This window comes from Leptospira interrogans (genome assembly GCF_900156205.1).
GTDB classification, from domain to species: domain Bacteria; phylum Spirochaetota; class Leptospiria; order Leptospirales; family Leptospiraceae; genus Leptospira; species Leptospira interrogans.
The window spans coordinates 1-26,785 of the sequence record NZ_FTNA01000025.1 but is presented as its reverse complement, the minus strand read 5'-3'; the positions used below and the strand labels follow the sequence as shown (position 1 = coordinate 26,785).

Annotated in this window: 16 protein-coding genes, 1 tRNA gene and 1 pseudogene; 10 read left to right on the top strand and 8 right to left on the bottom strand. The window is 33.5% G+C overall.

Annotated elements, in window-relative coordinates; translation table 11 throughout:
• The first annotated feature begins 141 nt into the window (after positions 1-141).
• From BW942_RS16570 to BW942_RS16560, 3 genes and pseudogenes are all read left to right on the top strand, one after another.
• A pseudogene (locus BW942_RS16570) lies at positions 142-1,107 on the top strand (NAD-dependent epimerase/dehydratase family protein).
• Between the two features lie 472 nt (positions 1,108-1,579).
• Positions 1,580-2,314 (top strand): hypothetical protein, encoded by a 735-nt coding sequence (locus BW942_RS16565; RefSeq protein ID WP_000619825.1) that lies wholly within the window; start codon positions 1,580-1,582, stop codon positions 2,312-2,314.
• 15 nt (positions 2,315-2,329) lie between these two features.
• Positions 2,330-2,875: a YceI family protein gene (locus BW942_RS16560; RefSeq protein WP_000680192.1), complete on the top strand. Its 546-nt coding sequence runs from the start codon at positions 2,330-2,332 to the stop codon at positions 2,873-2,875.
• A gap of 43 nt (positions 2,876-2,918) precedes the next feature.
• On the opposite strand, the gene BW942_RS16555 is transcribed toward BW942_RS16560, so the two are convergent.
• Complete coding sequence (locus BW942_RS16555) at positions 2,919-5,549, bottom strand: bifunctional uridylyltransferase/uridylyl-removing protein GlnD (protein WP_001130948.1); 2,631 nt, start codon at positions 5,547-5,549, stop codon at positions 2,919-2,921.
• 965 nt (positions 5,550-6,514) lie between these two features.
• Positions 6,515-8,662, bottom strand: coding sequence for a methionine--tRNA ligase (gene metG / locus BW942_RS16550; RefSeq protein WP_001089002.1), 2,148 nt, complete (start codon positions 8,660-8,662; stop codon positions 6,515-6,517).
• Positions 8,663-8,778: 116 nt separating this feature from the next.
• Here metG and BW942_RS16545 point away from each other — a divergent pair, with 116 nt between their 5' ends.
• Together BW942_RS16545 and BW942_RS16535 are read left to right on the top strand one after the other, a co-directional pair.
• Positions 8,779-9,282 (top strand): tellurite resistance TerB family protein, encoded by a 504-nt coding sequence (locus BW942_RS16545; protein ID WP_375156404.1) that lies wholly within the window; start codon positions 8,779-8,781, stop codon positions 9,280-9,282.
• A 74-nt stretch (positions 9,283-9,356) separates the two neighbouring features.
• Positions 9,357-10,382, top strand: coding sequence for a hypothetical protein (locus BW942_RS16535; protein WP_000551215.1), 1,026 nt, complete (start codon positions 9,357-9,359; stop codon positions 10,380-10,382).
• A 1,515-nt stretch (positions 10,383-11,897) separates the two neighbouring features.
• Here BW942_RS16535 and BW942_RS16525 read toward each other — a convergent pair.
• A complete protein-coding gene (locus tag BW942_RS16525) occupies positions 11,898-13,052 on the bottom strand; it encodes a helix-turn-helix domain-containing protein (protein WP_001158527.1) in 1,155 nt (384 codons plus the stop codon).
• 1,408 nt (positions 13,053-14,460) lie between these two features.
• Here BW942_RS16525 and BW942_RS16510 point away from each other — a divergent pair.
• Positions 14,461-15,027, top strand: coding sequence for a DUF1569 domain-containing protein (locus BW942_RS16510; protein ID WP_001170928.1), 567 nt, complete (start codon positions 14,461-14,463; stop codon positions 15,025-15,027).
• Positions 15,028-15,245: 218 nt separating this feature from the next.
• Positions 15,246-15,322 (top strand) — tRNA-Val (locus tag BW942_RS16505).
• A gap of 347 nt (positions 15,323-15,669) precedes the next feature.
• Here the strand turns inward: BW942_RS16505 and BW942_RS16500 are convergent.
• Entirely contained in the window at positions 15,670-16,545 is an 876-nt protein-coding gene (locus BW942_RS16500) for a HEAT repeat domain-containing protein (RefSeq protein WP_000475809.1), read from the bottom strand.
• Positions 16,546-16,595: 50 nt separating this feature from the next.
• Positions 16,596-17,156, bottom strand: a complete 561-nt coding sequence (locus BW942_RS16495) for a polyhydroxyalkanoate synthesis regulator DNA-binding domain-containing protein (RefSeq protein WP_000771343.1) — start codon at positions 17,154-17,156, stop codon at positions 16,596-16,598.
• Positions 17,157-17,232: 76 nt separating this feature from the next.
• Between BW942_RS16495 and BW942_RS16490 the strand changes: the two genes are divergently transcribed.
• On the top strand, positions 17,233-18,105 hold the full coding sequence (locus tag BW942_RS16490) for a hypothetical protein (RefSeq protein ID WP_000254081.1): 873 nt from the start codon (positions 17,233-17,235) through the stop codon (positions 18,103-18,105).
• Positions 18,106-18,699: 594 nt separating this feature from the next.
• On the opposite strand, the gene BW942_RS16485 is transcribed toward BW942_RS16490, so the two are convergent.
• Entirely contained in the window at positions 18,700-20,367 is a 1,668-nt protein-coding gene (locus tag BW942_RS16485) for a GGDEF domain-containing phosphodiesterase (RefSeq protein WP_000512762.1), read from the bottom strand.
• Between the two features lie 502 nt (positions 20,368-20,869).
• Here BW942_RS16485 and BW942_RS16480 point away from each other — a divergent pair.
• Positions 20,870-21,271, top strand: a complete 402-nt coding sequence (locus BW942_RS16480; RefSeq protein ID WP_001019234.1) for a hemerythrin domain-containing protein — start codon at positions 20,870-20,872, stop codon at positions 21,269-21,271.
• A 1,257-nt stretch (positions 21,272-22,528) separates the two neighbouring features.
• Here BW942_RS16480 and BW942_RS16465 read toward each other — a convergent pair.
• Together BW942_RS16465 and BW942_RS21850 are read right to left on the bottom strand one after the other, a co-directional pair.
• Positions 22,529-23,737, bottom strand: a complete 1,209-nt coding sequence (locus BW942_RS16465) for a DegT/DnrJ/EryC1/StrS family aminotransferase (protein ID WP_001281953.1) — start codon at positions 23,735-23,737, stop codon at positions 22,529-22,531.
• A gap of 638 nt (positions 23,738-24,375) precedes the next feature.
• Positions 24,376-24,555 carry a hypothetical protein gene (locus tag BW942_RS21850; RefSeq protein WP_000639084.1) on the bottom strand — a complete coding sequence of 60 codons (180 nt, stop codon included), beginning with the start codon at positions 24,553-24,555 and terminating at the stop codon, positions 24,376-24,378.
• Positions 24,556-24,743: 188 nt separating this feature from the next.
• Here BW942_RS21850 and BW942_RS16455 point away from each other — a divergent pair, with 188 nt between their 5' ends.
• Complete coding sequence (locus BW942_RS16455) at positions 24,744-25,610, top strand: MBL fold metallo-hydrolase (RefSeq protein ID WP_000013299.1); 867 nt, start codon at positions 24,744-24,746, stop codon at positions 25,608-25,610.
• Positions 25,611-26,785 lie beyond the last annotated feature (1,175 nt).

Here is a 26,785-nt window from a genome sequence, read left to right as displayed (position 1 = left end):
AGATTGCTTTTAAAAAGTAGCATCGAAAACTCTACCAATAGCTTTGTATATATTAATTAATATTAGAAAATCAATATTTATTAATATAATAAATAAACTTTAGAAAATAATAAATTATTTATATTTAAGGAGAGCAAAGAAATGAAAATTTTTATAACAGGAGCGTCCGGTTTTGTAGGAGAAGCAACAACCCGGACCTTATCAAAAAAACATACTATTTTAGCGATGTCTCGATCTGAAAAAACGGATTTAGTCATATCCAACGCAGGAGGAAAACCGGTTCGATGTGAACTTAATTCGGTAAATCCAAGTTCCCTACAAGGGATCGACGTGGTCATTCATAGTGCGGCTTATGTGGAGCAATGGGGACCTTTCCAAGATTTTTGGAAAATAAATGTGGAGGGGACTGCTTAGCTTTTAGAGGCGTCTCGCAAAGCGGGTGTTAAACGATTTATTTTTATCGGAACCGAAGCGGCACTTTTTTACGGACAACCGATGATCGATATAGATGAATCTTATCCTTATCCGGAAAATTCTCCTTTTCCTTATTCTAAAACCAAAGCCGAAGCAGAAAAATTAGTACTAAAAGCCAATTCTTCCGAGATGCAGACGCTTTCAATTCGTCCTCGTTTAATTTGGGGGCCGGGAGATAAAACGGTTCTTCCAATTCTTTTGAAGATGATTGCTGAAGGAAAATTTTCTTGGATTGACAGCGGAAAAGCTCTAACTAGTACAACTCATATTTATAACTTAGTACATGCCATTGAACTGGCTCTTACCAAAGGTCAAGGCGGTAGTGCTTATTTTGTAACGGATGATGAAATATTCAATTTTCGTAATTTTTTAGAGTCTCTACTAGCGACTCAGAAGGTAACGGCGCCAAATCGTTCGATTCCAGGATGGTTTGCTCGTTTTTTAGCAAGAATTGTCGAAGCGGTTTGGAAATTATTTGGTATTAAAAATGAACCTCCTTTGACCCGTTTTAGCGCAAGTATCATGTCCAGAGATTGTACGATTAAAATAGATAATGCTAAAAAAGATTTAGGTTATTCTCCCTTATTGACGGTTCGCCAAGGGCTCGAAGGGATGCCGGTTCTAAAATCGTGACATTCAAAAGTTAGAATATAGAATCTGCTTTATATATTTCTGAGTTCTAAAGGATAATAATTATTCGGAACTACTTAATAGAATATCCAACCCAAATGATTTGCTTTCGCATTGATTCTATTGAACTTACGTGAAGAGACACTTTGTTGGAATAGACGTTTAGATATTCAATTTTGTAAATATGAATAAAACAAAAGTAGGCATATTTATTATCGAGAGAATGTATATTATATTTTTTGAAGAATTAATTTGTTGATAGTAGGTATGGTTTTTTCAAAAACTTTGTTATCTTTGGATTTTATGAAAGTTTCTTAAATAAAACTACTCAATATCATTTTATGAATCCATTCTTTTGTAGACGAAAAAGAAATTCCTAAATCAATCATTTCGAAAAAATCTGTAGAATTTTGTTGTGTAATAGAAATTTTCCCTTTATACTCTCCAAGAACTGAAATAGAATAAGGATTTTATTATGATTCGAAAAAGGTTTTTTATTCTGTTATTATCGAGTTTTTTCGTCTGGAATACGTTAGACGCTCAATCTGTAACTCCTGCGATTTCGTCAAAGACGAATTCTAAAACGACTAAGGAAGAGATTTTAATTCGAAGAAAGATGTTAGATTTTCATCAACTTTCGGGTTTTATCACATTAGGACTTTGGTTAGCTACAAATTTGGAAGGTGAAAAGGCAAAAGACAGTTTATATAGAAAGTCGGATGAATATGCTAAAATTTTGCTTCTTACACGTCCTGAGTATTCGAACAATGATCCGCTTTATTCGGTTTCTTTGTTTCAAGGTTTAGACCAGAATAGTATCGCCGCCACGTATTTTCTTTTTAAAGATCCCGCTAATAATTTTCCTTTATATTTTGCATTAAAATCTAATGAAGAATGGGAAGCGAAACATTCTGGAAGTTTTCACAAACAATTAGCATATTCTACTTTTGGAATGTATCTTCTAACTGCTGGTTTAGCTTTTTTTGCTCCTCAAAGAGTTGTAGATTCGGAAGATTCGGGTGTAAATATTTATAGCCCCATCTTCGCTCATAAGGCTTTGATTCCTTTACATTTAGCGGCAATGTTGATTTTACCTTCTTTGGGACAAAGGATCGAGAAACATGGCCCTGAAGCGGCGAGAGATATGCAGCAAGTAGGATGGGCGGGTTTTGGAGCCTTTACTTTGTCTTTGTTTGTAATTACATTTTAAGGAATTTTAATATATATGAAACATTTTAACCAACTCGTTTTGTCGTTTTTGATTTTTTTTACGTCTCAAAGTTACGCTTCAGAGATCCTTAAAAAAGAAATCACTTTTTTAGCAATTCATCCTATGAAAGAAGTTCATGGAGCTTGTAAGGAGATACAAGTAGATTCTCCTCAAATTCAAACGAGCGGAACCGTTTATAAATTGAATTCTCCTTTTACAATTAAAATTCCGATTTTGAAAATTCATTCGGGAGATGAAAACAGAGACTCTCATATCATGGAAATTTTAGGTTATCCTGATATTCCGGAAATTATAGTTGTCGTAGAATCCGCCGAAGCCGTTGGTGAAACGTATTTAATTCGTGGTAAACTTTCGATTCACGGATTTACTCGCGACTTTCAATCTTCTGGAAAAGTTGAGCCAAATGGGGTGGGTCAGATTCGTATATTTGGAAAAGTGAATATTCAATTTTCCGATTTTAATCTCGAAAGACCCTCTCTTTTATTTATAAAAACAAAAGAAGAAATTGAAATTGGATATGATTTTTTAATTAAGATATAAAAACATTTTGTATTTTAGTTTTTGAATCAAAAAAATTTTCCGTTTAAATAGAAACCTCTTCTAAAATCTGCTCTCCGAGCTGGATGGTGAGAATTTTTTCTTTTAATTTCAAAAGTAAGTTCTGATCTTCCAGCTTGCAGCCATTAGATGTTTGCAGATAAAAAGAATCATACGCATAGTCGGCACTGGTAGAAACTCTCAAGTAACAAACCTTAAGATCTAGATAAAGAATAATTTGAAGAATTCTATAAACCAAACCTACAACATCTGGCATTCTAACTTCCATAATTGTTACGTCTGGAAGATCCTCGTTATAAAATTGAATGGAACGATTGACGATACTTTCAGGTGCTGGTTTTCTAGGATTCCAATCCGTTCTTTGGAACGCGATACTCTCTCGTTTTAAATTTCCGGATGAGATTGATTTGAGTTTGTTTTCGACTCGATCCAGTTTGTTTTGTGGAATATTTCCTCCTCCGGTCGAATCGGTTAATTGGACTGTCGTGATCCAATATTCTCCGAGGGCATAACTTTTCATTCCTAAAAGACTTAACCCTTCGGAAGAAATGGCGCAGGATAGATCCAGGAGAATTTCTGGCTGATTTGATGTAACGACATCAATCGTAACAAACGCTGGATCTTGTTCTGTTTCAAAGATTGTTTTAAAAGTAGGATTTTGCGCGAGTATTCCAATCGATTTAAAATTTCTTAATATTTTGCGATTAGATACTGTATTCAGATAAGAGGATGGAACAACTTGATTGGCGAACTCGACGATAGATTTAGAAATTTCTTCGTTTAAGTCTTCTTTGTCGATTAGGTAATTTTTTAGATTTTCTAATTGAATTTCTCGAGTAGGTCCTGTTTCTTCGAAATTATCTTTAGAGTCTCCTGCAAGATAGGGAATTGTATTTTGATAGAGTGTATTTAAGATTGCACTTTTCCAATTGGTAAGTACTCCTGTCCCAACAGACTTTGTATCGATTACGGTAAGAATATAAAGTTTTCTTAATCTTTCTCTGCTTCCTACAATTTTTGCAAAGTCAAGAATCAATTTTGGATCGCCTATATCTCTTTTAGAGCTCAACTCCGACATGAGAGTATGTTTTTCAACTAAAAAACGGCATAAGTCCGTATCTTCTTCATCAAGTCCTAATCTGTCTCCTAGAGATACAACTAACTCCGCTCCGTATTCGGAATGGTCCCCCTCTTTTACTTTACCTGCATCGTGTAATAAAATTGCAAGTGCCAGAAGTTCGATTTTGGAACATTCGTTGTAGGTTTTTTGAATTTCTTCGTCTTGAAATTCTCCTCGATCTAGAAGATCGAGTTCATGCAAAATCAATAATGTATGTTCATCTACAGTGTACTCGTGGTGATAACTGAATAATGGAAAGTTGGTACAAGCGCCAAATTCGGGTAGAATCGCTCCTAAAACTCCGGATTCATGCATTAATTTTAAAATTCTTCCTCTTTGAGAGGGAGTTCTCAGGATTTTTAAAAATTCCTCATTTACTTCAGATGAATATTTAAAATCGTCGTCCAGAAAATTTGACGCAAACCTAAATTCGTTTAATAGAGTTCCGGAAACTTGTAGATTCTTTTCTTGAATCATCCTGAAAGAAAGCATAACGTCTCTATAAATCGTATGCGGATTTGTAAATAATGTTCCGGTTGTCGGAGGAAAAACGGTATCTCCTATTTTAAAAAAATTAAGATCTTCGTAGGAAAAGTTTTCTCCTTTTGAACTTCCTCTTTTTTCAAGAATGGAATCTAAGTAAGTACGGATGATAAAGTAAATATTCTTCTGATGGCGATATAATACGTGCATAAATTTTTCGACAGAGGAGAGTTCTTCTTTTTTACCGTAACCTAAGTATTCCGCAACTTCTTGTTGAAGATTTAGATCTAATCGATCTGTTTTCCTGGAAGTGATTGTGTGCATTGCAATTCTTACACGCAGAATAAAATCGTAAGCTTCTTGTAGAAGTTGAATTTCTCCTCTTTGAAAGGCTGGAAGTATAGATAGTCCACTTAAGGATGGAAGATTGCGAAACGGTTTTTCCATCCAAAACATATATTGTATATCTCGAAGCCCGCAAAGGTCTGTTTTTAGATTCGGTTCGCTTAACAAAATCGGACGCTCTTCGTTGAGAAACCGAGAGGTTAAAATTTCTTCTTTGATTTCATTATAACGTTTTGTTAATTTTACCGGAAGTTTTTCCAGAAAATTTGTTTTAAATTTTTCGAATAAAGATTTTGATCCAGCAAGAAAACGGGCGTCTAAAAACGCGTGATAAGTAGACATATTATCTAAATATCGAAAACATTCTTTAATTGTTCTGCAGGAATGTCCGACTTCTTTTCCAGAATCGTATAGATAAGTGTTGATCTTGGAAATAATCGTTTCTAATCTTTCTTCTTTGATTCCGTTATGTAAATACAACAGGTCGATGTCAGAATGAGGTGCCATTTCCATTCTTCCATATCCGCCCATTGCTACGATGCAGAGTTCGTCTCCGGACTTTAATCCGATTTTTGAACTTTCAAATTTGGAAAGTATAAAAGAATCTACGATATGCGTGAGTTGTCTTGAGACGAGTCGCCCGTCTATGTTCCTGCTCTTTTCTAAGAGTCTTTGAAAACTGTAGGTTATATCTAATTGTAAAGGCATGTTAAAAATGAATTCCAGAGTTTAAAAGAAGATTGTCTTATTGTTTTGTTTTCCGGAATGGAATATTCTGGTTTCGATTAAAACATACAATCCGAATTTTCATTTTTTGATAATCTTATTTTGAATTTGTTCCAGAACTAAAGTTTACTGGGTTGAAATTTAGACTGCAAGAATCTGTTGTAAATTTTTATATAATCCGAAAGGAGTAAATTATTAGTATTGTATCTTATTTTGAATGATTTTTGTCCGGATTTATTTTTAAAAAATTCAATCCTTTTTTGTTTTTAGTTATTGTCGGAACAACTACTGATTTCTATAAAATTGAGCACGATAAATTTTAAAGCTTGTCCCAAATCCTGTCGAGCGCTCATAGAAGCGATGCCTTGAGTTTAAAGAGGTGTTGCTGAGTTTGAACGCGACCTAAGAATTGGCATTCAGTAAGTGTTTTGCCGAGTTCAAGAAGTGAGACGCTGAGAACCGAACCCGATTGAGTTTCACAAAATGTGGAACTACACGAAATTTGTAGGAACTACTGCATTTTATTAAAAATTTCTAAAGAATAATTATCTAACGTGAGTTCGGTATAAGAAAAAATTTTCTAAAAGTGAGTTCCTACAATTTTAGAATTTGTCCGTAAAATCGTGGTTTGTAATAGTTCCTACATCAATTTATAGATAAATCTAAGTTTTGTGGTAGTTCCTGCACTGGAATACGACAGATTGAATGGTTATAAACTTTTATTTTATAAATTGTGGTAGTTCCCATATTTGAAGAATCGATCTGTAAAGTTCAGATTCTAACTTTTTTCAGAAAAATGAATCACGGCAGAACCTATATTAGAGTTGTTGAAAAATTCCATAGTGGATAATTAGCAAAACTACTTCAACTATCATCCATTTTAATACAACGGAAACAGATGGAGAATTAATTTCTAACAACTCTAATACAATTTCCAAACAAGTCGTTTATTTTAATCGATCTCCCGGTTTAGCGTCCTTATGAGGTATAAATAAACTTAAAGATTCACCTTCACCGGAAGCGAGCAACATCGCTTCGGAAATCCCGAACTTCATTTTTCTAGGTTTGAGATTGGCAACGACCACAACCTTTAGACCTTTTAAATTTTCCGGTTGATAAGCGACTTTAATTCCGGCAAAAACATTTTTGATTCCTAGTTCACCTAGATCCACTTTTACGTTTACGAGCTTATCTGCGCCGTCTACCGGGCCGGCTTCCACAATTTGACCCACTCTCAATTCTACTTTAGAAAGGTCGTCTATTGAAATTTCAAGTCGTTCTTCTGGAACTGGATTTTCGGAAGTTTCTACTTTTTTAGAATGTTCTGATTGTTTATTTTCTTCTAACATAACTTTGATCGCCTTTTCATCTACTCGTTTAGAAATCATTTCGTAAGGTAATACTTTGATATTTTCTAATATTCTGTTTTTATCTAAATCCTTAAACGAAGGAGAATCCTGTAAATTCAGTAGCTTGTAAATCTGTTCTGAAATTTTAGGAACCACAGGGTAAAGGTAAATCGCAAGAAATCGGCTTGCGTTTAAGGTTACAGTTACAACTTCTCTTGCTTTTTCCGGATTTTCTTTGATGAGTTTCCATGGAGCATTGTCGTTGACATAACGGTTTACCCTATCTCCAAGACGTGTAATTTCTCTCAAAACTTTAGCGTAATTTCTTTGATCGTATGCGTATTTTATAATATTTTGAATTGAGTCTTCGCCTGGACCGAATTTTACAGTTTGATATAAGATTTCTTCTATTAGAGCAAGACCTTCTTTGGAAACGACTCCTAATGTTCTGTCTAATGCGTCTAAAATAGTAGTAGAAACCCTGGAAACGGAATTGATCAAATTCCCTACGAGATCGGAATTCACCTTGTTAATGAAGTCTTCAAAGGAAAGGTCAATGTCATCCATTCCAGGGCCTAATTTAGAGGCTAAATAAAAACGAAGATGTTCAGGGTCTAGATATTTTACAAACGTTTCTGCTTTGATAAACGTTCCTCTTGATTTGGACATTTTTTCACCGTTGACACCGATAAAACCATGAACGTGAACTTTAGAAGGAGCTCTATAATCGCTACCTTCTAACATAGCTGGCCAAAATAAAGTATGAAAGTATAATATATCCTTACCGATAAAGTGAACGATCTCTGAGTTTTTGTTTTTCCAAAAGGAATCAAACTTGTTCGGTTCGTTTGGAAAATTCTTTTCAAAAAAGTTTTTGGAAGAAGCCATATAACCTATAGGAGCATCTAACCAAACGTAAAAATATTTATTTGTTTCATCTGGGATTTCAAAACCGAAATAAGGGCCGTCTCTGGAAATATCCCAATCTTGTAGTCCTGCATCGAACCATTCTTTCAGTTTCTTTTTAACACCTTCTGATTCGGAAACAACCCCGCTCGTTTCTATCCAGGATTGTAAATCAAAATCAGTTTTTAGATGGGATGGATTGATCGTTTCCAATGAAGTCGATTTTTCGTCTTTTTTATGAAAATCTCCCAATTTAAAAAATATATGATCCGAGTTTTTAACCACTGGAGAAGTTCCGCATAAAGAGCAGTGAGAATCGATCAAATCTTTAGGGCTATAAGTGGCGCCGCAAACTTCGCAATTATCTCCATATTGATCTTTGGATTTACAATTGGGGCAAGTGCCTTTGATAAAACGATCTGGAAGAAACATTTTATCTGTTTCGCAGTATGACTGTTCTATACTTCTTCTCGAGATATGACCTTTGGATTTTAGTTTCAGATAAATATCTTTGGAAATTTCTTGATTCGCTTTCGAATGTGTGGAATCATAATGATCATATTCAATTCCGAAAGAAGTTAGATCTCTATAATGTTCTTGTCCTACTCTTTCGATAAGTTGTTCGGGAGTAATCCCTTCCTTACGCGCCGCTAACATTACGGGGGTTCCATGCGTGTCGTCTGCACAGAAAAAATAACATTCGTTTCCAATTGCCTTTTGAAATCGAACCCAAATGTCTGTTTGAATTCCTTCTAATACGTGACCTAAATGAATCGGACCGTTTGCATAAGGAAGAGCCGAAGTAACTAGTATATTTCTATGAGATGAAGAAGAGTTCACAAAAGTCAGGTTCTTAAAATTTAGGTCAAAATCAACGTCTTTCTTTTCGGATTTTCATTGCAAAATCAATGGTTCGGATAGAATTTTCTGAAAACCTGGAGGAACCCCCGATGCCAATGGAAAATCTTTCATCCCTTGCAAGTAAAGTTCTGCCGGGGCATGAATTCTATGAGAAGTTCAGAGAAGAAATGAACCCGGAGCAGGAGATATTCCATTTAAAGATGAACTATGCAAAGGTTCTAGTCAGCATCTGGTCTTATTCCTGTATGGCCGACGGAATTTTTCATCAAAAAGAAGGAAGTCTTGTCGGACAGATGGTAAAAGCACTTTTCGAAGAAGGTTGTATCTTCTTTGATCATCAGAGCGAAAAAACTTCTATCATCGGAGAATTGTCGGAAGTGTTTGAAAATCCTCTTCCAGTAAAAACGGTTCGTAATTTTTCGGAAGGAAATCCGATTATGGCAGCTGGTTTTTATGAAGACGCGTGTGTAATCGTTTCGATGGACGGTGCTCTCACCAAAAAGGAAAAAGAATTTTTAGACGACCTTGCAAAGGAACTCGAGATTTCTTCTATGGATAAGAAGAATATCGAAAATAGAATTCTTGAGAAAAAGAAGTAAACGCCTCGATTGAAAAACGATTCTTTTGTCTTTTCGGTTTCCTTTAAAGCCGATAATTATTTCATCTACAAAGGGTGCATAACGCCCTTTCTGTTTGGTGTGGCCTTCCCGTGGGTAAAATTCTTATGAATTGGATTTGGGAGGTGACATTTTATCTTTTAATTGTATATACCAGCCTTCAGTTTTTGGTATCTGGTCCTGTATTACAACTTCTGATTAATTTTTTTTCCTTTCGACATTTTAAATTTAAATGGATCTCTTTCGGAATACTTTTGCCTATCTTTTACGTAATTTCTAAAAACTGTACGATCGAATTTCCGGGAATATTAAAAACGGATCAAGTTTATGCGAGGGTTTCTTTTTTAAATCTAAAGATCGACTTTTTTTCGCTTTTCAAAGGTAAATTGAGGATTCCTTTTTCTATATTCAAAAATTTTCATATGGATTATACGAATATAATAAGTCCCCAGAAAAAAATAGGACTCATGCCTAAGCGGGGAAAAATCGTATTCCAAAATATGAAAATAGAAAACGGATCGATTTCCATTGTGGATAAAACCTTAACCCCTACCTATTCAATTCAACTGCATGATATATCGATAGAAGGCGGATATATGGATTCCGGTTCTCCTCTTGAAATTCTTTTCAGGACTAAAAACGGATTTTGTAGACTTGGAAAAAGAGGAACGCTCAAGATCGGAGTTTTAGGTGGGGAAACGAGGGGATTTTTATCGTTAAGCGACATTACTTGGTCTGAGCTTGCCGGATTGCAGGTAATTCCTCTTCCGTTTCTTAAAAATAGAGTTCGGATTTATGTGGAATTTAAACATATTAATCAGGATGAAACGATTGTAGAAGGAACTCTAATTCATTTCGCTCCTAATTCTCAGAATAAACCAGAACAAAGTTATCCATTTCATTTTACAATCTTATGGAACAATTATAATCTACCTTTCGATCTTGCGCTTAAAGAGCTCGTTTTGGAATTATTTCTTAAAATTAAACTGAAAGGAGTAATGACTAGAATGCTCCAAACGGTAGCAAAAGGTTTATATACGATTATAGGAAGAAATCGTTCTCATCCACAAGATTTAAATTGAAGTTGTATCTAAAGATTTAAAAACGCATTGTAAAGATATAAAATGGAATACTGTAAATTTTTATTGTAAAGTCCTATTTTAAAGCAGAATACTATATAGTTTTGAGTAATAGAAGTTGTTGAAACATTTTATAGTTTTTAGATTAACAGAACTGTTTCAATTAACCGCTTCCATGAAACAGAAGGAAAATTAATTTTCAACAACTCTAATCTAATGCGAGTTCAACGTAAGGAATCCATGGTTCATTTTTCTAAAAAAAGTTGTGATCTCGATTCCTAAGATGTGGGAATTCCCACAAATTACGATTTTACGAAAAAATTATAATTTGTGAATTTTGCATTTGATAGAAAATTTTACTTAAAACTTATCTCAAAAATTCAAACGTTATAAGTTTTAATTATTTATAAATTTATAATAAAATAATATTTTTTGAAAAAAGTCATATTGTGGATATTTATTTCTGCATATACTTTCCTTTTTGTTTTAGTTCCTTTTATTGCTCAAAATTATAAAATAAGATACCCATTATTTTGTCCTGCAATAGGGTTCCGTGATCAGAAATTACGATACTCAATTTGATAAAGAGCAGTAATACAAAGTATGATATGTATGAATTTAAAATATTCGGTTTTTTGAATTATGATTTATTTTTATGAATTTAAAAAAACTATATAAAATAGCTTTTTCATTTTTATAAGGGTCACCAAACGGTGGTTTTATACAAAAACTTAATTAAACGGTTATTCTTTTTGGATTTTATATACTACTAAAGCGTATAAAAATAATACTTATGCTGAATCTGTTTCCAAACTTAAAATGTTGGATCTACTTCAAAAAGCCAATAAACTTGGGTTAAATTTCATTTTTTGAAAACTTTCACATCTTTGGTAATTGTTAAGTTTGGTATTATTTTTATGCGTTCGAGTAGTAATGTGAGTTCGGTATAATAAAATAGAGTTATTGAAAAATTAATTCTCCATCTTGTTTCTATTTTATGAAATAATCGATTGAAGCAGTTTTGTTAATCATCGCTATGGAATTTTTCAACAACTCTAATAAGAAAAATTTTCTAAAAGTATGAGTTCCTACAAATTTAAAATATGTTCGTAAAGTCGTGATTTACGATCGTTCCCTTCTCGCATAGTAAGAATGATTTACAAAGTTTAGATCCCAACTTTTTGTGGAAAAATGAGTTATGGCCAAATTCACCTTATTTAGAATATTTTGATTTTATAAAATAGTGACGATTTACTAAGTATCGCCCTTAGAAACCCGGCGAATGCCGGATGGCATTCAGCACCTGAGTTTCGAGCATGCTTTCCATAGAATTTATTTTTCTGTTTTCTCGTGTTAGCAAGACGTCGAGCAACCATAAAAACGAGACAATTTATTTTTACAAAAATATGGGAACTCTTACAATTTAAATACTCCGGAAATTTATAAATCATCTTAAGAAATTGAAATTTGTAAGAACTACTTTTAGTTCAAGCTACAAATTGATTCGAGTACAAATTCTTAAATCGAATGAGAGTATCTAGGATCCAAACTCTCCATTTCATCTTCTTTACTTTTATAATTGGGAAGATTTTCTTCTCTGAAAGCTTTCGGAGATTTTTTGGTTTCTTTCAAAAATGCTCTGTGGAATGCGGAAGAAGAACTAAAACCTACGGCCATTCCTATGGAAAGAATGGAACGATCTGGTTCCTCTAACAACATAACCTTTGCTTCTTTTACCCGGTGATGGTTGATAAAGGTATTAAAATTCATTCCCATATGTTCATTTAAAAAAGCAGAAAGGTGATGTACGGAAAGGCCCATTTCTGATGCGAGGGAAGGAAGTCTAAGTTCTTCATCCAGATGAACTTTTTCATTCTGCATCAATTCTGCGAGTTTACTTTCTACTTTTTCAATATTAAGGTCTTCTAAAAGAGATCTTTTTTCCTGAATGGAATCTCTTGGAGAATCCGTTTCATTTTTTGTAGAATCGTCTAACAGAAATTTATTTTGGGTTTTTTGAATATCTGAAGAGATCATTGAAATACATTCATTCAGTATGATTGGAGAAAGGATTAAGAAATAATAATGGAACGTATGAATCGGCTCCATGATTTTAGAACCTTCAAAATAACGAAACACTTCCGTAAGTTTAATGACGAGCAATAGACCGATGGATGGAAGAATTTTTAATAAGGTATCCTTGTTTTTAGAAGAATATAAAAGAATTAAGGTTTGGAATAAAAGATAGACGAAAAATAGTAGAATTCCCAGAGAAACTATTTCAGAAATATTAGGAATTTTGAATTCATCAAGTAAGTCCCAAAGGACTACGATCGCAGCAGTGGAGGCAAAACTGCGAAGAAGAAGTTTTCGAAGTGTGGTAAAATCAGAATAAACATACGGTAAATTATTTTTTTTCGTATTTATCACAAAATTCATAAAAAAGAAAGCAATCGCCATTGAAAAATAAGCATAAAAATATTGAGCTAACTTCTTTGCGAGAACGTTTTCCGAGATAAAAATCGTAGCCGTAAAAGACCAAAAAACACAAGCCATCAAAAAAAACAGCACCGGAGTACCGATATTTTTTTGTTTGTTTCTTTTCAAAATCCCAAATGCAGCAATCATAAAATACAATGTTGCTGCTAAAGAATAATATTCAACTTCTTGCACATCCAATTCCTTTTGTTTTTTTTACTCCTATTTTCTCCAAAAACTTTTATCTATAATGAAGAAATATTTGTAGAGAAACTGCAAACATTTCTTTGAATACACACCTTTATGTTTGTTTCAGCGTGTCGTTTTCTTCTGTATCAGTTATAACAAAACATTTCCGGGCTTTTGCCCGTTTTTTATTTTTTGAAAATTATAATTTGTAATTCCTGAAAAAATTTACAATTTCGGAAGTTCATAAATTTGGTTTTTCGCTAAAATTGAGTTGTGTATGAAAATTTTAGCTTCTTCCCGAATTATAGAAAAATCTGTATGAAATGCAAAAATTCTGAAATCCTTTTAAAAATAACTTTTAAATTCTAAAAAACAGATCCGAACGTCGCTAACGTGCAAATTCCAAAAGTCTCCAAGGGCTAATTTTTGAAACCAAAGAAACATATTTTTGAATATTTTTTAACGTATTTTAGAAACCTGGTAAGATAGATCATCAATTCTAAGTAGATTGTTTTTGAAAAAATCTTTATTCGGTTTTATAACCAAACAATTAAAATGTGAAAATACTTCTTAAACTTTGATTGGAGAAGCTCTGATAAAAATTATAAACCGTTTTAAAAATTTAAATTGTCTTTGAGATTGGTATAAAACGTTAAGATTTATTTTTTAGAGAACTTGTTTGAAGTCTCAATTTGTTTTTTATAAATTTATAAATTAGATGAAGATAAAATTGAGAGCTTGTTCCAAAACCTTTGAAGAATCCCCAAAAATATGGTAGTTCCCACAAAAATCGTTATATTGAATGATTTATAGTAAAGTTTTTGAAAAATCCCATAGTGAATCGTAGTAAAACTGCTTCAATTGTACATTTATATACAACGAAAGAGATGGAGAATTTGTTTTTCAATAACTCTATTATAATTTTTGTATGAGTTCCTACAATTTTAGAATATGTTTGTAAAATCGTGATTTGCGGTAGTTCCCTGTTTTAGGAATTGATTTGTAAAGTTCAGATCTTAATTTTTTTAACAAAATGAATCATGGATTCTTTATACCGAACCCACGTTACTTAGAACTCTATGTAATAGAGTTTCTAAATTTTGTTTCTAAAACTGAATTTCTTTCAAAATTCATGGTACTCTAATATATAAGGATCCGTAAAAATATTTGAAATGATTAGAGCTTGTTCCAAAACCGTCCGTGGGAACTACGAAAATTTAACGACATTAGAACTACTCGAAAGTTCGTAAATTGCCAAATGCGATTCAATTTGTAGGAACTACTGCATTTTATTAAAAATTTCTAAAGAATTATCGTGTAAAAATTTTTTGAGGTTTTGGGACAAGTTTCTTAGGAAATTTGTCGATTTAGATTTGCAAAAACCTTTCCCTAAAAATTATAATAGGACTTCAATATGCAAAAGTTAAATAGAAAAGAATTTTTAAATTCTTCCTTAAAGTTTTTCATTTTAATTGGCGCGGGAGCTAGTGTTACTGAATGTAATTCCGGACCTAAAGGGGTTGTCAATAAAAACCTGTCCTTTATTTCCCTATCTCAAGTATTAAATGAACTTGAAATATTCAAAAAATTGAATTCAATTCAGGGTTACGGAACCTGGGACGCTGGAAAAGTGTTTCTTCACTGTGCACAGTCAATTGAATATTCAATCCAAGGTTATCCGGAAAATAAAAGTAAATTTTTTCAAAATACAATTGGAAAACTCGTTTTCTTAAAATTCGCATTTTCTCAAAAAATGTCTCACGATTTAGAAGCACCAATTCCTGGAGCTACGGAAATTCGAACCGATACTTCTTGGAAAGAAAGTATTTCAATTTTACGGGAAACGATTCTTAAGTTTCAGTCTTACGAAGGAGAATTAAAACCTCATTTTGCATATGGGACTTTGACCAAAGAGGAATATGATTTGGCTCACTCGATTCATATCGCTAATCATTTTAGTTTTTTGACTTTTCAGTCTTAAAATAATAAGTTTCTGAATTTTAAAATTGTCTCAAAAACATTTTACCTATTTTTAAAAGCCTTTGTTAGTATAAGGAATTTATTTTTGAAACTGATTCAAACATATTTTAAACTTGTTTTTGGGATTATTGCCAGATTAAGAATTCATTAAAATTAAGAATAGAAGCGAATCTTCTTTACGAATTAGAAGGAAAACAAATTCTGGGAAACGAACCTGTAGGGGGATTAGCTCAGCTGGTTAGAGCGCTACCTTGACATGGTAGAGGTCACTGGTTCGATCCCAGTATCTCCCACCACTTGCACAGTTTGTTTTTTCTCTAAAAGAAATTGAATTTCTTTTTTATTTTAAAATCAATAAATAGAATTTCATATAACATCAGTTTGGTGTAAGAAAGTTAGGAAAAATTTTTAAAAAAATATCAACTACTACAATTTTAAAATCTGTTCGTAAAGTCACTGTTTTGTGATCTCTAATCATTCTATAAAAAATTCATTTTATGAAATTTCCCAAAAATAAATGTCCTCGAATGAGGACATTGGTTTGGTTTTTTATTTTTGGATTTATCTTATAAAATCCAGTTTATTAAAGCAAAAAGTTTAAACTAAATTCGCTCGTATTAGAATTGTTTCAAAGTTGAATTTTTTATTCTGCAAAGATTACAGAAATTGTAGGTAGTTTAAAACCTAGGACGGATGCCAAATCTTTACGAATCTGGTCTCTGACGTTTTGTTTATCTTCTACCAAAAGAGCCTGACGAAGATAAAATTCGGCGGCTTTTAAATCCACTTCTCCTAAAGCCATCGAAGTGCGATAACGAACCGAAGGATTTTCACTTTTTAACATATCGCAGAGACTATAAAAGCTTTTATCAGCAACTTTCATAATATTAACGATAGCATTTAAAATTGCGGCCTTGGTAAATTCGTTTTTTTCTTTTTCTAAGGTAGAAACTAAAAAGTTTACTGTTTCCTTTCGATTCATGTACTTCAATCCATCTGCTGCGGAGGCACGGATATAATAATTTGTATGACCTAATGCGTTTACCAAAACTTCTTCGGATTCTTTCATATAAGGATAACTTCCGATCGTTCTTAAAATTTCACCGGCGGCAATTACCATTGTATAGTCTTCTCTTGAAGTAAAGTAAGGTTCATCCTTCTCTTGGATGGTGGGTTCCAATTTTTTATATTCTTCTATAGTTGGTTTAATCGCATCCACGTGGTCGATTACTGCAAGTGCCTGTGCGACCGTAAATTTGAGATAAGGATGATTTTCGAGAGACTTAGGAATTTTAGGATTTCCGCGAAGTGCGTTGATTAGAGGTCGGACCGCAAGTTTGTTATTTACGAATTTGAGGTAATCTGCTGCGTCTACTTTTTCTTCGTAAGAACCGGATTCAAGTTTACGGATTTGTTCGAAATAGGCCCTATCAGCGTATTCTATCGCTTTATCGGAGGAGAATAAAGGCAAAATACTGATAGAAAACAAAATGATAGAAATCGAAATATTCTTAAACATGGAATTCCCTCTCTTATTATATCGGTATTCGGAATCTTCGGCTTAAAGTTTCAACTATCCTTTTCTTTTACGCTTTTTGCGATTTTGCGAATTTTTTCGGATAAATCTTCCAAGGGTAAATCAGTTTCCGCCGACTCTTCCAGTTCTTTACCGATTTTTTTAAGGTCTTCTTGAATCCTAAGTTTATTCTCGGATGCTCTGTTTGCTAAACGGGTCAATAGATCGTCTCTGTATTCGGTGGCGGTTTCGAGTTTGAGTTCGCCTAATGCAATCATGGATTGTAGAATTTTTTCCAAACGATCTCGGGTTAGATAATTGGTTCCAATTCCACCTAACACCAATCTGCCGAATAAAGAACTTATGTCTTTTCCGGTTTCGCGGATTAAAGAAGAAAGCATGAAATTTGAAAATTCTTCGTTTCTTTGACCGAGAGAAACTTTTAGAAAGGTTTGTCCTAAAATTTTAGGAGTAATATCGGAGCCGGACATATTGTCGATCACGCGAATTTCTTCTCCTTTGATAATCATCTCTGCTACGTCTTCTAGAGTGATTGTTTTACTCGTCTCAGGATCATAGAGTCTTCGATTCGCGTATCGTTTTAGAAGTTTCATTTTAATTGGTTGCGTCTTTTGCGCATCGCACAATTCTAGAATTCGCTAAAAAAGTCTTCGGTCAAGCAAAATACCCATGGTAAGCCTACTGTTCGATTGTATCTTCTTAAACGGACTTTCAAAAAAGGAAGAGAAACTTTTATTTTCACTTTTAGATTGGAAAGAATTTTCAGTGCAAGAATGGACGAGTGGAGAAAGATTTCCAGAGTCTGGTTCTGGGCAAATTGTAGTTCGTAAAAACATAGAGATCGATTCTTTGCAAACCGCGATCGATTGGTCTAAACGACCTATATTGATTGGAAGAATAGAAACTTCCTTTTTAAGAAAACTATTTCAGCAAGGTCTAAATTACTTTTTAGATCTTCAAACTTCTCAAATCGTCGATATACCTTTAGAAAATTTGACTCAAAAAAAAGGATTAAATTCGATCGTGATTGGACCCGATTCTCTTTTGTTTCAAAGGATACGCGCTCATCTTAAGATATTAGGATGGGAAACGTTTCCTTGCAGAGAGTTAGTCGCACTTACGGAAAAATTTAAAGAATATGAACCTGGTTTGTTGTTTGTGGATTGGGAAAGATTAAACGTTAAAAATACAGTGGAACGATTAAAAAATTTACCTCAAAGGGCGACTTTTCCTCCTGTGATCGGTATTAGAGATGTAAAAAGGGAAAATCTTTTTCAGGACCTTTCCGCTGGGATCAGGGATTTTTGTCAGGAGTTATATTCTGAAAAGCAAATATTAGGTATATTGAATAATTCTATCTTTGATTTGGAAGAGGAAAATTATATTTCCGAAAATTATAAAAGATTAATATTTGAATTTAGAACTGGAATTCAACCTACCGGAATGAGAATCGAAAAAAACGAGTCAATTCGATTTTTAGGATCAGATTTAGAAAAGATTAAATTGAAAAAAACTCTCGATTGGATGAATGAGTTTCTTTAGAAATTCCTTTTTGAAGACTACGTTTTTTACTACTCGGACGAGTATTATATTGAGCTTGTTTCAAAACTTAGAATCCTTCAAAAAAATAACAATTCAGAACTCACGTTAATTTAATGTGAGTTCGGCGTAATGAATTCATTTTTCTGAAAAAAGTTAGGGTTTGAACTTTACAAATCGATTCTTAAAATGTGGGAACTACCACATGAATATTAGTATGGAAAATCTGTTTTAAACTTCAATACGGGCCAATGCGACTTAATTTGTGGGAACTACTGCAAACTTAGATTTTACGGTAAAATTTTCAAAATGTAGGGACTCATACTTTTAGAAAATTCTTTCTCGTTTTCTTAGACCGAATTCATGTTAATTTATTGTAATAAACTCATATTTAATTTTACGAACTTTCGGAATCTCTAAAATACTGGAATGAGATTTAATCTGTGAGAACAGCCACGTTTTACAAAGAGATTCAAAAAAATTTTTAGGTTCGGAGCAAATTTTTGATAATAACGTCGTATAGAAGGAACTTTTTAACGTTGGAATGGAATTTTCTTAAAAGCGGAAATCTGAGGACAAAAAGTCGGATTTACATTTTTAAGTAGCGGGGATCGCCTTATTTTGAATTAGTTTTTCTGCGAGCTCGATTTCCATCGGATGAGAATAATAATACCCTTGTCCGAAATCGCAATTGAGTTCTTTTAAAAGATTGTGTTGTGTTTCGTTTTCTACTCCTTCTACGATGATTGATTTACCCATCGCTTGCACTAAGTTTACCATAGAAGTAATCACAGCTCGTGTGGAAGTTTGAAAGTAATTAAATAAAAACATCTTATCCAGTTTGATGTAATCGATTGGAAGATGGATCAGTCTTCCCAAGGAAGAATATCCCTTCCCGAAATCGTCGATTGCAAATTTAAATCCGTAATCTTTGAGAGAGGTGATTACCTTGCTGATCTGAGACTTTCTAAAGTCGAAGGAATCTTCTACGATTTCTAAAATGATATTATTAGGTTCTATTTTATAATAATCACTCGCTTCTTTAAGAAGAGGAAATATATTTTTATCTCCTAGTTGTTTTGGAGATATATTTAGAGAAAGAGAAATATTTTCGGATCTTAATATTGAATTTTCGTAATATTGAAACGTTTCCCAGATCATCCATTCTCCGATGGTTTTGATAAAACTGGAACTCTCGGCGATTGAGATAAAACTACCGGGTAGAAGTTTGCCTTTTTCCGGATGATTCCAACGTACCAAGGTTTCCATAGAAAAAAAGCGGTTTTCTTTAAGATCGATAATAGGTTGAAAGTGTATTTCCAGTTCATTTCGATTTAATACTTTTCTAAGATCGATTTCTATTTTCGCTTTTTCGTAAGTGGTTATGATTGCATTTTGATCATAATAAAATAGAGAATTCGGACCGATTAAACAAGAACGATGAAGTGCTTCCTTTAAAATTCCGAGCGCGTTCATGTCCGAGCCTGATTTCAAATCGAATTTCGTATAACCTATATTAACGTTAAGATGAAATTCTCTTTCTTCGTAAGTAAAAGGAAAATCAAAAAGCATTCGAATACATTCCGCGAACCATTCCGCTTTGGTTTCCGAATCTATTTGCAAGGATGAAATTAAAAATTTATCACTCTCAATTCTAAATAGATGGTCATTTCGATTTAGGTGTTTTTTCAACCGATCTGCTACTTTGACGTAAATGGATTCAAAATAGGAATTTCTTTCTTGGGATATGATTGCGTCTGGATTGGAGATTGAAATTAAAAAAGAAAAATGTTCTTCTAGAAAGGTTGTTTCCTCAGAGATTTGATTTCCGAAGTGATTTAAAAAATATTTTTGATTGGGAAGATTAGTGTTTCGATCCCAATGACCGGTTTCGTATTCTATTTTGGGTTGAGCATTTGGTTGAGGTTTAAATCGAATCATATAAGAATCTTCGAAATCATGAACACTGAGTTGGAGTTGAAAATTTGTTTCATTTAAAAACGAATCTTTTGAGTCTTCAATTTCTTGAAGAAGATTGGATATGCTTATATCGTTTTCGAAACGTTCTTTTTTCTTGGATTTAAGAAGTGGAATGATTTTTTCGTAAAGCACTTGGAAGTTAGGAAAAGACCAAAAGTTTTGAAACTTATGATTTTCATATACTGTCTTCCAATCTCGATCTAAAACAACAATTCCTTCTGCAGATTGATCTGAAAAATATAATAACGATTTTTGTAAAGATGGAGATAGGTTTTGTATTCCCATATATTTTATCTTAACATGTCAAACCGTAACCATGAAGTTCGTTCTATAATTCAGAAAGTATGTTATTATAATCTTGTATGAAAAAATGAATGTTTTACAGATTGTTTGATTTAGAAAATAATTTTAGTTTTTTATGAATTCGATGGATAGATTGAATCCATAAGAATTTTCTTCTGAATGGAAAAACTTTTTATTTTGAAATGTTAAAATAGATTACGTTTGTTTATCTGAAACTTGAATTTATCTTACAGTCGATTTTTAAGTTTAAGAAAAAGAAGAGGTTACGATTTAAAGATTTTTTTCAATAAAATCGTAGATATGGTTGAATCGTTTTTTTAAAAGAAAATCGATTTCGAGTTTGTTTTCGAACCACATATAAATTCCGAACATAAAACAAATTAATCACTTGGCCTAAGAAAGGATATTCCTCTTTCTGGATTTATCTTCCAGTTTATTTCTGACGAGTTGTAGAAAAAGATTTTATAAATTAGGAATAAAAATTTTGAATATAGAGTTCTATAAGATTCAATATGCAGAAATTCAGAAACTGCTGAACGATATTGAAAAGAGATTGCTTGGAGAAATTTCTGAAGACATGGACGAACTTCTCCATGAACTTGCAAGTTTTTCTGCGAGATTAAAACTCCATCTGAATTTGGAGGAGAATTGGATCTATCCTGAGATTAAAAATCTACAATTGGAAAATAATCTTTCTCTTGCTGAAGGTTTTAAAAGTCGTACGGTTGATTTAAAAAACTCATTTAAAAATTATTATTTTAATTGGCTACTTCCTTCTTCTATTCTAAGAAATGAAAGTCAGTTTCGAGAAGAAACGGAGAAATTAATTTTTAATTTGAGAAATAGAATTCGTAAGGAAGAAAGCGAGGTTTACGTTCTATTTTAAAGGAACCTTGATATAATCTTCCAATCAAATTTTTACATAAAATCAATATTTGGTGACCACATCGTAAAAATTAAAAATTTCTATCAACATAGTGATTCTAAAAGTTAAACTTCTGAACAATATCGCCGTTTTGGTGATCTATTAAATTGAAAACTCAATTTTAACGTGAATTCGGTATAACAAATGCGAAAGCGATTATTATGCTGTCCGTAGAGAAGTAGCATTGAGTTCAAGAAACTCAATGAAATGCTTTTATGAAAGCGTTTGAAACTCAGTAAAACGCTCTCTATCATAACCAACCCCACAAATAATTGGATCTCAAGATCTATCGTCAGAATTACGACAAAATCTTCTGTAAAACTTAGTTCCCGCCCCTATTTTTGGGTGGGGGAGGAGGTGGAAAGGTTTTCTTTATCAGAAAAACATACTTTTTGCAAGTAAAAAGACTCATTCTTGTCGGAACACTTGAAAAATGTGCCTTTTTGAGCCCAGAACGGCGATCCATAGAAAGTCCTTTCTGTTGAGTTCATTTTGATTCTAAAATCCGATTCAACTTGTGGGGTTAGTGATGAATCCGTGGGAACTACAATAGTATATTAGAAATTTTTAAAAAATGTTTGCATACCTTTTGAGATTTTAGGACAAGTTCAGTATTATTTTCATACAACTGAGTAGTAAAAACAATTTCAGTTACAATTTTTCTGTAATTTTAAACAAATGCCAGAGTTCCTACAGATTTTGTATTATTACTATTTAGATCATCTTTTTATTGTTAAATTCAGTAGTAGTTCCCACAAATGTAGGTTCTACCATAAAATTTAGAATTCAACTTTTTAACAGAAATAAGAATTTGCTAAACAATTTAAATAAAAACTACCACTATAAAAAACATTTCATATTTTACTTAAAACTATACAATAAAGTGTTTAAAACACTACCTTTACAATGGAAATTCGTTTTAAAATTTATGATTTCCTAATAGAGTTGTTAAAAAATTCCATAGTTCATATTAGCAAAGCTGTTTCAATCGGCGATTTCCATGAAATAGAAATAAATGGAAAATTCATTTTTCAATAATTCTACTATAGATCAGTAAAAGAAAAAATCAGACTGTAATTTTTTAGACGAATGATCGATTTTTAGAGAGAGACTTAAATTGAAAAAGCCTTTGATTATATTCCGCTATATAAAACACAATCTTACTGATCTCTATAAAATTGAATACCGTTTTCTTTAAATGCGAGCACTACTGCAAATTTAAAGCGCGCTAAAAATTTCTTTAACCGCTCTGATCACATCCTGAACGTCTTCATCCTTCATCCCCGGAAAAAGAGGAATAGAAAGAGATCTTGCATACATCGCGTTCGCATTCGGAAAATGTTCCTTTTTAAATCTGAAACGAGAAGAATAAAATGGATGTTCATAAAGTGGTATAAAATGAAGACTTGAACCTATATTACGTTTTTTTAATTCGGATGCAAAAATATCTCTATCCATTTTGCAAGAAGCACAATCTACTTCTACACGAAACAAATGCCAAGAATGTTCACCGTTTGGGGCCGAAAGAGGAAGATGCAAAAATGGTAGATCGGCAAATTCCCTCTTATAGTTTTCGGCGATTAAAATTCTTCGTTTCCAAAGTTCGTCTGCTTCAGAAAGTTGAACGATTCCAAGAGCCGCAGCCACGTCCGTCATGTTGTATTTAAAACCGGGTGATACCACTTCGTAATACCAACCTGGTCGATCGTAGGTCTCTCGATTAATTCCATGCAAACGCATCAATTTGATTCTTTCGGCAAAATGAGAATGTTTAGTCGTAACCATTCCACCTTCTCCGGTAGTAATTCCCTTGGTGGCATAAAAACTAAAAACAGTAAAATCTCCAAAAGTCCCGATCTTTCTTCCATTGCGAACCGCAGGAAAAGCATGAGCTGCATCTTCTATCACATAGAGATTGTATTCTTTAGCAATTTCTAATATACCTTCCATATCACAGATTACTCCGGCGAGATGAACCGGCAAGATCGCCCTTACGGTCTTTCCTGTTGTTTTGTGAAAGAGAGTTCCGTTCAGATAAATACATTCCCTTTCGATCGTATCACGAAGGGTTTCGGGAGTCATAAGATTGAAGATCGGGTCCACGTCCGTGAGAATCGGCTCCGCGTCAAAATAGCAGATCACTTCTGCGGTAGCGGTAAATGTAACCGCGGGACAAATAGCCGCATCTTCACGGCTCATTCCGATCGCCTCAAGCGCCAAGTGAAGTCCGGCCGTAGCTGAGTTGAGAGCAAGTGCATAATCAGCCCCGGTATAACGAGCAAATTCCTCTTCAAATTCTTTTACTTTAGGCCCCGAAGTGATCCATCCGGAACGTAGTACGGAAGATACTTCTTCGATGGCTCTTTCGGAGATACAAGGTAGAGCGAACGGGAGAAAGGTTTTGCGTGCTGTGATCATATCGGACATAACCCTCTGTGTTCTTTATATTTCGGCAGATTTACATTTTTCCTAAGTTGGAAATTCATTCGTAAAACTAAAAATGTGGGAACTACTATAATTTTTAGTCTTCGAATTCATTTTTACCGAACCGCAACAGACCCAATTTTCCACGGTAACTTAAAAATTGAAAACGAAACTTAAACATTTCTGGGTTTAAAAAGTATTTCATAGATATAAGCAGATTCTTAAATACAAGACCAATCCTGAAAGTGACATTCTTAATTTAACAGTTTCAGAAGACCAAGGACAAATAGATCGTTAACTTACGAATCTCTATAAAACCTACTACCATAAATTTATCGCAAAACACTGTTTAAATACAAAATATTTGATACTCTATTTTATAGTTCTAAATAATTTAATATGAATTCCACGTAAAAAAATTGGAGCGAATCCAGCTACCACAAACAGGCAAGACTAGGTCTCAGCTCTGGTGAATAAATTGCATGAAAGAAACGTAATACAATATTTTGTCTTTAGTTTCAATTGATTATAGAATTTGATCTGTCGAGCGACCTATCTGTGATCCGTCGGGAACGAGATTTGAGTTAAGGTAGGGTTTTGCTGAGTTTGAACGCGACCCAAAAAACTCAGTGAATGTCTTTCTAAGAATCGGCATTCAGGAAGCGACGCATTGGATTTAAGAAGCGAGACGCTGAGTTTGAAAGACCGTTCTGCTGAGTTCCGCTCGTATCGATCCTTTCGTGTTGTATCAAATTCACGCTTTTTAAAAAAGTGTTAGTTCCCACAAATCCAAATAAAACTTTATGGTAAAAATAAATCATCAATCGACTTACTACTTCGGAGCACCAAAAGTTAAAGATCGATATTATCAAAGATGTAGAAGTTTTCAAAAAATTGCATTTACCCCAGATTTGTTGGCTTTTTGAAGGAGATCCTACATTTTAAATTTTGAAACAAATTCAGAATGAGTTATTATTTTTATGCGTCTGAGTAGTAAGTCTAAGAATTAATGGCAAACCAACTTAAAAAACGACCGGAAAATCAAGAAGGGAATTTTTATGTAGATTCCACTTGTATTGATTGTGAAACGTGTAGAATCGTCGCTCCGAAAACATTCGCCGAAAAAAACGGAGGCTCTTATGTTTGGAAACAACCAGAAATAGAATCTGAGAAAATAGCCGCACTCCGCGCCCTAATAGCCTGTCCTACCACCTCCATCGGAACAATAAATAGAATAGATTTAAAAGAAGCAAAAGAAACGTTTCCTTCTAAGATAGAAGAAAACGTATATTATTGCGGTTATCATTCTAAAGATTCCTTTGGAGCATTTTCATACCTCATTCTAAGAGAGAATGGAAATATTCTCGTGGATTCTCCTCGATTTGTTTCTTCTTTAGCTGACAAAATCGAATCCTTAGGAGGAATCCGTTACCATTTTTTAACCCATCAAGATGACGTGGCCGATCATCAAAAATTTAAGGAAAAGTTTGGATGTGATCGAATTATTCACGAAAACGATTTAAAATCACTACCTTCCGCCGAAATCGTTTTAAAAGGAGAAAAAGTTTTTGAATTAGATAACGAAGTAAAAATGATTCCAGTTCCAGGACATACCCAAGGGCATTCGGTTCTACTTTATAAAAACCGATTCCTATTTACGGGAGACCATCTTGCTTATGATCCTCTAAAAGATCGTCTGATTGCATTCAAAAACGTATGTTGGTATTCTTGGCAGGAACAAATAAACTCTATGAAAAAATTGAAAAATTATTCTTTCGAATGGATTTTACCAGGACACGGATATCCAGTCAACAAGGAACAGAAAATCATGCTAGATCTTTTAAAAAGTTGTATTGTCTGGATGGAAACACGTTAGTCTCAATATATTCTCCAAATTTCTAAAGACATAAATGATAATACTTTAGTAAATTATAATAAACAATTGGCTTTCTCATAGGTTAATCCTAAAACGTAATTTAAAACTTTTCTTGAGTTAGATTCCTCATACTAACCTAACGCGAGTTCGACATAAGAGATTTGTTTTATGAAAACCTGATTTTTACATAAAATAAAGTCGTTGAAAATTAATTTTCCATCTGTTTCTATTAGAATTGTTGAAAAATTAATTCCCCATTTGTTTCTATTTCATGGAAACTATCAATTGAAGCAGTTTTGCGAATCTCCAAACTTTTCAATAGCTCTCATGTGGAAACTACTATGAAAATTTAACTGGATTAGAACTGCTCGAAAGTTTGCAAATTGTCAAATGCAATCTAATTAACTTGAGTTCGGCATAAGAAAACGAGAAAGAACTTTCTAAAAGTATGAGTTCCTACAACTTCAGAATTTGTTCGTAAAATCGTGATTCGCGGGAGTTTTCACATCATTACAGAAAAATCTAATTTTGTAATAGTTCCCACATTTAAAGAATCGATCTGTAAAGTTCAGATTCTAACTTTTTTCAGAATCATGGATTCCTCTTACGCTAAACTCACATTAAATGTTGAAAATTTTAATTTTTAGAAAGGGTTCATAGTATTTGAGTAGTAAAATACGTAAGTTCGACGTAAGTAAATCTGGGCGAATAAAAAACTCAATGCAGACTCCCAGAGTCGTCGCAGCAGCTCGCGGATTTCATAATTAAAATGGCTCACGACCTAAAACGCGATCCATAGGAAAGCGTTTTGCTGAGTTTCAAACGCGATTCATAGATTAGTATGATTCTTGGACGTAAGACAAGTCGAAGTGTGATACTCTTGAATCGACGGAGTCAAGAAGGCCGGTGGCAGATTGATCGCTCTCGTAACTCAATAACGCTACTTCCTATGGGTCGTAGCGTTAGGGCTTTGTAAGACCCCGTTTCATAGATGAATCCAAATCGGCCACCGCAACAAAGTGTGGCGACTCAACAAAGTCGACCGCGTAGGAAACTCAACATCTCGCTCTTTACGAATCGCTCGATGGGAGTGCTGGTGTTATTACCCGACTTTGTTAAGTCCTTCCGCCTCTTTCATTTTAGGAGAAAAGAAATGGAAAGTCAAGAAGTCAAGT